Genomic DNA, 7,315 nt, shown 5'->3' with positions numbered 1-7,315 from the left:
GGGCGTCCGCGCCCGAGCGCCCCGGCCCCGCCGCGGCCGGTGCCGGCCCGGGCGACACCGCCCCCGCCGCCCCGTAAAGCGTTTCGCCTCCGCCGCGGCCCCGGCCATAGGATTGGGCCGAAACCACCGCTCTCACCCAGAGGAACGCCGCATGCCTGGCATCACGCGCGAGGAGGTCGCCCACCTCGCCCGGCTGGCGCGTCTGGAGCTGACGGCCGAAGAGCTCGACCACTTCGCCGGACAGCTCGACGACATCATCGGCGCGGTCGCCCGCGTCTCCGAGGTCGCCGACCAGGACGTACCCCCGACCTCCCACCCGCTGCCGCTGACGAACGTCATGCGCGCGGACGAGGTCCGCCCGTCGCTCGACCCGGGCGAGGCGCTGTCCGGCGCCCCCGCGCAGGAGCGGCAGCGGTTCAAGGTGCCGCGGATCCTGGGAGAGGACTGATCGCCATGACCGACCTGACCAGGCTCACCGCGGCGGCCGTCGCGGAGAAGATCGCCGTCGGCGAGGTCAGCGCCGTCGAGGTCACCGAGGCGCACCTGGCCCGCATCGAGGCCGTGGACGAGAAGGTGAACGCCTTCCTGCACGTCGACCGCGAGGGCGCGCTCGACCAGGCGCGGGCCGTGGACGCCAAGCGCGCGCGGGGCGACCGGCTCGGCCCGCTGGCCGGGGTGCCGCTGGCGCTCAAGGACGTCTTCACCACGCGCGGGATGCCGACGACCTGCGGCTCGAAGATTCTCCAGGGCTGGCTGCCGCCGTACGACGCGACGGTGACCCGGCGCCTGAAGGACGCCGACGTGGTCATCCTCGGCAAGACGAACATGGACGAGTTCGCCATGGGCTCCTCCACCGAGAACAGCGCCTACGGCCCCACCCGCAACCCCTGGGACCTCACCCGCGTCCCGGGCGGCTCCGGCGGCGGCTCGGCCGCGTCGCTCGCCTCGTACCAGGCGCCGCTGGCCATCGGCACCGACACCGGCGGCTCCATCCGGCAGCCCGCCGCCGTCACCGGCACCGTCGGCGTGAAGCCCACCTACGGCGGCGTGTCCCGCTACGGCCTGGTGGCCTTCTCCTCGTCCCTGGACCAGGGCGGCCCGTGCGCCCGTACGGTCCTGGACGCCGCGCTGCTGCACGAGGTCATCGCCGGGCACGACCCGCTGGACTCCACCTCCGTCGACGCGCCCGTGCCGCCGGTGGTCGAGGCCGCGCGCCGCGGCGACGTGGCGGGGCTGCGCGTGGGCGTCGTCAGGGAGTTCGCGGGCGAGGGCTACCAGCCGGGTGTGATGCGGCGCTTCACCGAGTCGGTGGAGCTGCTGCGGGAGCTGGGCGCGCAGGTCGTGGAGCTGTCCTGTCCGTCGTTCGACCTGGGCCTGGCCGCCTACTACCTGATCGCCCCCTCGGAGGTCTCCTCCAACCTGGCCCGCTTCGACGCCATGCGCTACGGCCTGCGGGCGGGCGACGACGGCGCCCGGTCGGCCGAGGAGGTCACCGCGCTGTCCCGCGCGGCCGGCTTCGGACCGGAGGCCAAGCGGCGCATCATGCTCGGCACGTACGCGCTCAGCTCCGGCTACTACGACGCGTACTACGGCTCCGCGCAGAAGGTCCGCACCCTCATCACCCGCGACTTCGCGCGCGCCTTCGAGCAGGTCGACGTGCTGGTCTCGCCGACCACGCCCACCACCGCCTTCCCCATCGGCGAGCGCGCGGACGACCCCGTGGCGATGTACCTGGCCGACGTGTGCACCCTGCCGATCAACCTCGCGGGCAACGCGGCCATGTCGCTGCCGTGCGGCCTCGCGCCCGAGGACGGGCTGCCGGTGGGCCTCCAGATCGTCGCCCCGGCCATGGCTGACGACCGGCTCTACCGGGTGGGCGCGGCGGTCGAGACCGCCTTCACCGCCCGCTGGGGCCACCCGCTGCTCGACGAGGCACCGGCCCTGTGAGCACGGCCGCAGACAGCCAGAGAATCGAACGGAGAGACGCTGTGAGCGCGATCAAGAAGGCCAAGGGCTTCAAGAAGTCCCGGCCCGGCACCTACCTGTCCATCGCGACCACGCTGTTCGGCGCGGTCAGCGTGGTGAAACAGGCCCGTACCGCCCGCGCGGAGCAGGACCGGCTGCAACTGGCCGACGCGGTGGTCTCGGCCGCCGCCATCGTCACCGGCGTCGCCCTGCTGCTGCGGGAGCTGAAGCGCCGCGGCGGCGACGACGTCCTCGCCGACTGAGGCCGACTGGAGAGGCTGGATCTTTTCCGTGACCGTCACCGAACTGGTGTCGTACGACAGCGCACTGGCCGCCTACGAGCCCGTCATGGGCCTGGAGGTGCACGTGGAGCTGGGCACCAGGACCAAGATGTTCTGCGGGTGCGCCACGGCGCTCGGCGCCGAGCCCAACACCCAGACCTGCCCCACCTGCCTCGGCCTGCCCGGCTCGCTGCCGGTCGTCAACGCGGTCGCCGTGGAGTCCGCCGTACGGATCGGCCTCGCGCTGCACTGCGACATCGCCGAGTGGTGCCGATTCGCCCGGAAGAACTACTTCTATCCGGACATGCCGAAGAACTTCCAGACCTCGCAGTACGACGAGCCGATCGCGTACGACGGCTATCTGGACGTCGAGGTCGGCGGCGAGACCTTCCGCGTGGAGATCGAGCGCGCCCACATGGAGGAGGACACCGGCAAGTCCACGCACGTCGGCGGGGCCACCGGCCGCATCCACGGCGCCTCGCACTCGCTGCTCGACTACAACCGCGCGGGCATCCCGCTCATCGAGATCGTCACCAAGCCGATCGTCGGCGCGGGCGAGCGGGCTCCGGAGGTCGCCCGCGCGTACGTGACCGAGCTGCGCGAGGTGATCCGGTCCCTCGGCGTCTCCGAGGCCCGCATGGAGGCCGGGCAGATGCGCTGCGACGTGAACCTGAGCCTGCGGCCGCACGGCGCCGAGAGGTTCGGCACCCGCTCCGAGACGAAGAACGTCAACTCGCTGCGCTCCGTGGAGCGCGCGGCGCGCTTCGAGATCCAGCGGCACGCGGCGGTGCTCTCCGGCGGCGGCGCCATCGTGCAGGAGACCCGGCACTTCCACGAGGAGGACGGCACCACGACCTCCGGCCGGGTCAAGGAGGAGGCGGAGGACTACCGCTACTTCCCCGAGCCGGACCTGGTGCCCGTCGCCCCGGCCCGTGAGTGGGTCGAGGAGCTGCGCGCGACCCTGCCCGAGCTGCCGCGCGTGCGCCGCAACCGGCTGCGCGAGGAGTGGGGCATCTCCGAGCACGAGATGAGCTCCGTGCTCAACGCGGGCGCCCTCGACCTGATCATCGCGACCGCCGACGCGGGCGCCCCGGCCGACCAGGCCCGCAAGTGGTGGATGGGCGAGCTGGCCCGCCGCGCCAACGAGGAGGGCACCGACCTGGCCGCCCTGCCCATCACCCCGGCGCAGGTCGCGCGCGTGTGCGCGCTCGTCGCCGACGGCGCGCTCAACGACAAGCTGGCACGCCAGGTGATCGAGGGCGTGCTCGCGGGCGAGGGCGAGCCGGACGAGGTCGTGGAGCGGCGCGGCCTCAAGATCGTCTCGGACGAGGGCGCGCTGGGCACGGCCGTCGACGAGGCCATCGCGGCCAACCCCGCCATCGCCGACAAGGTGCGCGGCGGGAAGGTCGCCGCNGGCCATCGCGGCCAACCCCGCCATCGCCGACAAGGTGCGCGGCGGGAAGGTCGCCGCCGCGGGCGCGCTGGTCGGCGCGGTGATGAAGGCCACGCGCGGGCAGGCGGACGCGGCCCGCGCGCGCGAGCTGATCCTGGAGCGGCTGGGCGTGTCCGGCTGACACCGGCTCGCCGCCGCGACGCGGGAGGGCCCGGCCGCCTCGGCCGGGCCCTCCCGCGCGTACGGGCCCTCGCGTACGGCCGCTCGCGGACGGCGGCGCCGGGCCGCGGCGGGTACGGGTCGGCGGGTGCGGGGCCGGGAGGGGAAACCACGGCGCTTATGGCGCTTATGGCCCTGGGTGCTCAGGCCCGGTCTCCGGCGTCCCGCTGACGGTCCTTATGGCAGCCGACGCCAGCGGCGCGGCCGTGACAGGGAGCCCGCCGTGCGGTCCGTCACACCGTACGGACCGCCTCCCGGCGGCCTAAGGCGGCCGCGGGCCCGTGCGGCCACCGTCCTAAGGCTTCGGCCGCGCCGGACATCGGGCAAAAACCCGATGCGGCGGCCCCACCTGGCAGACGAGGCTGGAAGCACCTCACCAGCCCGTCACACCAGGGAGAACGCCATGTCCCACCTCGACATGCTCCACCACGAGCTGCACCTCGCCCGCCAGGCCGACCTGCTGCGCGAGGCCGACCGGCACCGGCTGCTGCGCGAGGCGACGCGCCGCACCGAACGCCGGGGCTGGTTCCGCCGCCGACGGGGGCGGGGCGGACCCGGCACCGGCGAGCCCGGAGGGCGGGTGGCCTGGCGGCGGGACCGGGGGCCTCGCGGCCCCTGGCGCACAGCGGCCTGACCGCCGCCCCCGCTCCCGCCCGCACCGCCCGGCGCACCGCCCGCACCCCGTCGCGGCGGCTCGCGCCGGGCCCGGCTGTCAGACCCCTGTGCGATGCTCGATCCCGTGCTCACCACACCCGTCAGCCCCGTGTTCGTCGGGCGCGCCGAGGAGCTGGCCGCGCTCACCGACGCGCTCGCCCGTGCCGCCGCGGGCGAGCCCCAGGTGGTGCTCGTCGGCGGCGAGGCCGGTGTCGGCAAGACCCGGCTGCTGGAGGAGTTCCTGACCGCGGCCGGGGCGGCCGGGGCCGTCACGGCCCTGGGCGGCTGCGTGGAGATCGGCGCCGACGGCCTGCCGTTCGCGCCCGTGTCCACCGTGCTGCGCGCCCTGCGGCGGCGGCTGGGCGACGAGCTGGCCAGCGCGGCGGCCGGGCAGGAGGGCGAGCTGGCCCGGCTGCTGCCCGAGCTGGGCGAGACCGCCCGCGAGTCGTACGACGAGGACGGCCGGGCCCGGCTGTTCGAGCTGACCGTGCGGCTGCTGGAGCGGCTGGCCGCCGACCGCCCCCTGGTCGTCGCCGTGGAGGACCTGCACTGGGCCGACCGCTCCACGCGCGAGCTGCTGGCCTACCTCTTCCGCGCCCTGCTCAGCGCCCGCCTGCTGGTCGTGGCGACGTACCGCTCCGACGACATCCACCGCCGCCACCCGCTGCGCCCCTTCCTCGCCGAGGCGGACCGGATCCGCGCGGTGCGGCGGTTCGAGCTGCCCCGCTTCACCCGCGAGGAGGTCCGCGCCCAGCTCGCCGGGCTCAGCGGCGCCGAGCCGGACGGCGCGCTGGTGGACCGCGTCTTCCGGCGCACCGACGGCAACGCCTTCTTCGTCGAGGAGATCGCCCGCAGCATCACCGAGGGCTGCGCCACCGGCCTCAGCGACTCCCTGCGGGACCTGCTGCTGGTGCGTGTCGAGGCGCTGCCCGAGGACGCCCAGCGCGTGGTGCGCACGGCCGCCGAGGGCGGCTCCGCGGTGGAGTACGACCTGCTGCGCGCCGTCGCCCGGCTCGGCGAGGACGACCTCATCGAGGCCCTGCGGGCCGCCGTCGGCGCCAACATCCTCCAGCCCACGCGGGACGAGGGCGGCTACTGCTTCCGGCACGCGCTGGTCCGCGAGGCCGTCCTGGACGACCTGCTGCCCGGCGAGCGCTCCCGCCTCAACCGGCGGTACGCCGAAGCGCTGGAGGCCGAGCCCGCGCTGGTGCGGGCCGAGGAGCGCGCCGCCCGGCTGGCCAGTTACTGGTATTGCGCCCGCGAGCCGGCCAGGGCGCTGCCCGCCGCCCTGCACGCCTCGGCCGTCGCCCGCCGGCGGTACGCGCACGCGGAGCAGCTGCGGCTGCTGGAGCGGGCCCTGGAGCTGTGGGAGGGGGCGCCCGCGGAGGTCCGCCGCGTGCAGCGCCCCTTCGACCACGCCGAGGCGTACCCGGCCTGCCGTCGCGACGACGAGGCCGGGCGCCACCTCGACCTGCTCGCCGAGGTCGTCGTCGCCGCGCACCTGTCCGGCCAGCGCGAGCGCGCCCTGGCCGTCGCCAAGCGGGCGCTGCGCATGCTGGACGAGGCCGCGGACCCGCTGCGCGCCGCCTGGTTCTGGACCCAGCGCTCCAAGCTCATGGAGGGCCTGGCGCGCGGCGACGGCTGGGCCGAGCTGGCCCGCGCGCAGGAGCTGGTGCGCGGCCTGCCGCCGTCGGCCGTGCACGCCGAGGTGCTCGCGCAGGCCGCCGGCTGGGCCATGACCCACAGCCCCGGCCCCGAGGGGTACGCGACGGCCGAGCGGGCCGTGGAGCTGGGCCGCCTGGTCCGCGCCGAGGGCACCGAGCTGAACGCCCGCCTCACCCTCGGCCACTTCAAGATCGAGTCCGGTGACGTCGAGGGCGGCCTCGCCGAGATGCGCCGGGCCTGTGCGCGCGCCGTCGAGCTGTGCGAGGTCAGCGTCCTGGGCCGCTGCTTCGTCAACCTGGCCTCCTCGCTGGAGAGCGTCGGACGGTCGGCCGAGGCCGTCGAGGTGGCCGAGCAGGGGGCGCGCATCCTGGACCGCTTCGGCCTCGCCGACTCCCGCGCCTGGGTCCACGGCAACGAGTCCCAGTCGCTGTTCTCGCTCGGGCGCTGGGAGGAGGCGGAGCGCGCCGCCCTGGCCGCCCGCCGCCTCGCGCAGGGCTCCAAGCCCCGGGCGGCGGCCGCCAACCGGCTCGCCCGCCTCGCCCACGCCCGCGGCGACCTGGCCACCGCCCAGCGGGAGTTCGACACCGCCCTGGAGCTGTACGGCACGCACGACCCCCAGCCGCACTACACCGTCGAGCTGCACGCCCACGCCCTGCGCCTGGCCGCCGCGCGCGGCCGGATCACCCAGGCGCGCGCCGTCCTGGACCGCGCCCTGGACGGCGGCTTCCCGCCCGGCACCCACCGGTACGCGTGGCCGCTGCTGCTCGCCGCCGCCGAGGCGGAGGCGGACGCGCGCGGCCTGCCCGCCGCCGACGAGGGCCGCGAGCAGGTCCTGGACCGCGTCAGGGCGGCGGCCAGGCACCTGCCGCAGGCGCTGCCGGTCTGGCGGGCGTACGGGCTGGTGGTGGACGCCGAGCTGCTGCGCGCCCGGGGACGCGACCACCCGGGCCGCTGGGCCGAGGCCGTGGCCGCCTTCGAGGCCGTGGACCGGCCGTACGAGCTGGCGCGCGCCCGCTTCCGCTGGGCCGAGGCGCTGCTGGCGGCGGGCGACGCGGACGGTGGCCGCGGCGGTAGCGCGGACGGTGGTGCGGGCGGTGGCCCTGGCGGTGGTGCGGGCGGTGGCCCCGGCGGTGGCGCG

Annotated in this window: 5 protein-coding genes and 1 pseudogene; all 6 read left to right on the top strand. The window is 75.9% G+C overall.

Features of this window, described 5'->3' with window-relative positions:
* Positions 1-151 precede the first annotated feature (151 nt).
* Positions 152-448 carry an Asp-tRNA(Asn)/Glu-tRNA(Gln) amidotransferase subunit GatC gene (gatC, locus tag RKE29_RS26415; protein ID WP_312008168.1) on the top strand — a complete coding sequence of 99 codons (297 nt, stop codon included), beginning with the start codon at positions 152-154 and terminating at the stop codon, positions 446-448.
* Between the two features lie 5 nt (positions 449-453).
* Positions 454-1,947 carry an Asp-tRNA(Asn)/Glu-tRNA(Gln) amidotransferase subunit GatA gene (gatA, locus tag RKE29_RS26410; protein ID WP_312008166.1) on the top strand — a complete coding sequence of 498 codons (1,494 nt, stop codon included), beginning with the start codon at positions 454-456 and terminating at the stop codon, positions 1,945-1,947.
* 41 nt (positions 1,948-1,988) lie between these two features.
* On the top strand, positions 1,989-2,228 hold the full coding sequence (locus tag RKE29_RS26405) for a hypothetical protein (RefSeq protein WP_312008165.1): 240 nt from the start codon (positions 1,989-1,991) through the stop codon (positions 2,226-2,228).
* A 28-nt stretch (positions 2,229-2,256) separates the two neighbouring features.
* Positions 2,257-3,820: pseudogene (gatB, locus tag RKE29_RS26400) on the top strand (Asp-tRNA(Asn)/Glu-tRNA(Gln) amidotransferase subunit GatB).
* Positions 3,821-4,261: 441 nt separating this feature from the next.
* Positions 4,262-4,492 carry a hypothetical protein gene (locus RKE29_RS26395; protein ID WP_312008164.1) on the top strand — a complete coding sequence of 77 codons (231 nt, stop codon included), beginning with the start codon at positions 4,262-4,264 and terminating at the stop codon, positions 4,490-4,492.
* Positions 4,493-4,585: 93 nt separating this feature from the next.
* Positions 4,586-7,315: AAA family ATPase (locus tag RKE29_RS26390; RefSeq protein WP_312008163.1), on the top strand; the 2,730-nt coding region annotated here is incomplete at its 3' end.

Source organism: Streptomyces sp. B1866 (assembly GCF_031932565.1).
Lineage (GTDB): Bacteria > Actinomycetota > Actinomycetes > Streptomycetales > Streptomycetaceae > Streptomyces.
The sequence above is the reverse complement of the archived record's forward strand: the minus strand, read 5'-3'. Positions and strand labels throughout refer to the sequence as shown.

Excerpts from the sequence above, each read along its gene's own strand:
- RKE29_RS26395 (WP_312008164.1), top strand. The coding sequence starts at position 4,262 with ATGTCCCACCTCGACATGCTCCACCACGAGCTGCACCTCGCCCGCCAG.
- gatA (WP_312008166.1), top strand. The coding sequence starts at position 454 with ATGACCGACCTGACCAGGCTCACCGCGGCGGCCGTCGCGGAGAAGATC.
- gatC (WP_312008168.1), top strand. The coding sequence starts at position 152 with ATGCCTGGCATCACGCGCGAGGAGGTCGCCCACCTCGCCCGGCTGGCG.